Here is a 2,170-nt window from a genome sequence, read left to right on the forward strand (position 1 = left end):
ATAATTTAGTCGAAAATGCTGCCATGTACTCCTTTATGGCAAGCTGTAAGCGAAATGGTGTCGATGAAAGAGAGTGGCTAAGTGATATTTTTGATCGCGTACAGGGAATCATGCATAAGGAAATCTTCAAGCTACTGCCTTCTAACTGGGCCAAGTACAGAGGCCAATTATAAATCCAATACGTAGTTCGTCGAACGGATACTTTCTTTTAGGGATATCAGCTTGCCATAGTGCTTGCCAATGATGCGCAAACAGGTAGGACCACAGTGCTTTGTGTCGGCTTGTTTGTAGAAGGGGAAGGAGGGTTTCAAGTTATTTTATAGAATATTGAATAAAAAAAAATTGTGAAATTTTAGGCTATTCCATTAAGACTCTCATTGATTTTCAATTTTTAACCCAACTCTGAACAACCTAAAATAATCTTGCTCTTCTTCTTCATTAGGCTTCTCCATCATCCAAAGCTGTCCATCTCGGACCAACATGCTACTTGGCTCAAGACCTTCAGGCACAAAATCGTTGATAACATTGCCAGTTGAATCAACGATAGCAATTCTATTAGGATATTTCTTTGCTATTTTCTCTAAAAAAGCTTCACGCTCTTGTGGGGATTTATTTTCGTTACTCTCTGATAAATCTTGTTGATCATACCCAGGAAAGTATGCAATAACAAATAAATCATCAATTTTTTTAATATTTTCAACAAATGCTGATCTAAATCTGTCAAAAAACGCTTCAATTTCAAAAGTAAAATCATCAGTACCTGTGAAATTTCGGAACTCTTTAAATTGAATTGGCAATTCAGAAACTAAATTGTAGGGAAAAGTATCTTGGTAAACATAAATTACAGGTTCCAAACCAAAGACTACATAAATGTACCCATCTTCGACATGAAAGGCAGGATCCCACGCGCTTCTGAAAAATAATTTCCCATTACGAAAAAGACTGTATTCAGGAAATTGTATAAATGGCTCTATTTCTCCCGAATCTGGGTATAGCCATTTTAATAAATGTAGATCATATAAAAAACTTTTTTTGGAATAATCCCTGTTTGGAGGAAACTCTTGATTAATGTATAAATATCGATTCCCGACAGCCTCCATTCCGCGCCCCATGGTTTTAAAGGACCTGTCTGGCATTTCGTAATTTTTCAGCTTTTGACGATTGATTGTCTCACCGTAGTAACTATATTTAAAAAACCCATTTGAACCATAAATTAAAATTGCCCCATCCCCTTCAAACCTAATTGTACTCAATAAAATTCCATAAGAATCAGGAATATCTCCAAATTTCGAAAACTCGCTTTCTATTTCTCCATCAAAATTTGCAATATAGATTTTTTCAGAAGATTCTAAAAAAATCTGTAAATACAACTTTTTGGTTTATTGGATGTATGTCGTGAAAAGTTAATTTTCCGAGAAATTCAATGCTAATACTATCTTCTTTTATGAAAGAAACATTTCTATTTAGCAAATTAAGAGTATCAATGCTATCATTTCCTTTCTTGTTTTGATTACATGAAAAGCTCAATAAAACCCCTAATGTTAGCCATTTTATATAATTATGCATAAGAATAAAGAATTTCAAATAAGGGCTGCCTGCTATGAGAGCAACCCTGTTAAAAGAAAATAGATTAAATTACCAGCCACTGTTAGATCCACAGTATTCTGTAGAACCGCAGGAATCACAACACCATCTCCCACCAGAACCAGCATTGCGCATTGCAACACTTTTATTTACCCCGCAGAAACTACTCCCACTTGACGTTATAAAACCACAAGTACCGGAAGTACCATACCCCCCAGTAATTTTCTTCATCTGACTTCTTCCCAATACCTCATCTGAAGTAAGTCTTAACATTTCTAAGCTGAACTTTTTCATTTTCTTTGGATTTTTTTGAATATTAGACTCCCCGGACATTAAGGTCAGCCGAAGCATCTGACCATTCATCGCGATTGAATATTTTTTATCACAAAATGGTGTTTTTTTATACCAGAATATATTTTAGATCTTCTATACTGTAAGCTTTAGGTAATTCATGCCCATTGATAAAGATGGTGGGTGTGTAACTGATATTTTCCTGTTCGCACCAATTTAGCATGTCTTGTGTGCGGGATTCCTGAGTTTTCAGTTCTCCGTTCATAGGGTATTTGGCCGCAAAAGCTTCATACTC

At 35.4% G+C, this 2,170-nt stretch carries 4 protein-coding genes; 1 reads left to right on the forward strand and 3 read right to left on the reverse strand.

Going from position 1 to position 2,170, the window contains the following annotated elements:
• Positions 1-35: 35 nt before the first annotated feature.
• The gene (locus A3SI_RS23425) at positions 36-173 is read left to right on the forward strand and encodes a transposase domain-containing protein (RefSeq protein WP_394330394.1); all 138 of its coding nucleotides are present in this window, start codon (positions 36-38) and stop codon (positions 171-173) included.
• A 201-nt stretch (positions 174-374) separates the two neighbouring features.
• On the opposite strand, the gene A3SI_RS16505 is transcribed toward A3SI_RS23425, so the two are convergent.
• From A3SI_RS16505 to A3SI_RS16510, 3 genes are all read right to left on the reverse strand, one after another.
• Positions 375-1,370 carry a hypothetical protein gene (locus A3SI_RS16505; RefSeq protein WP_009057755.1) on the reverse strand — a complete coding sequence of 332 codons (996 nt, stop codon included), beginning with the start codon at positions 1,368-1,370 and terminating at the stop codon, positions 375-377.
• Between the two features lie 265 nt (positions 1,371-1,635).
• Positions 1,636-1,947, reverse strand: coding sequence for a hypothetical protein (locus A3SI_RS18605; RefSeq protein ID WP_202946887.1), 312 nt, complete (start codon positions 1,945-1,947; stop codon positions 1,636-1,638).
• A gap of 37 nt (positions 1,948-1,984) precedes the next feature.
• On the reverse strand, positions 1,985-2,170 hold a 186-nt coding region (locus tag A3SI_RS16510; RefSeq protein ID WP_009057757.1), incomplete at its 5' end, for a DsbA family protein.

It is taken from the genome of Nitritalea halalkaliphila LW7 (genome assembly GCF_000265075.1).
GTDB lineage: Bacteria > Bacteroidota > Bacteroidia > Cytophagales > Cyclobacteriaceae > Nitritalea > Nitritalea halalkaliphila.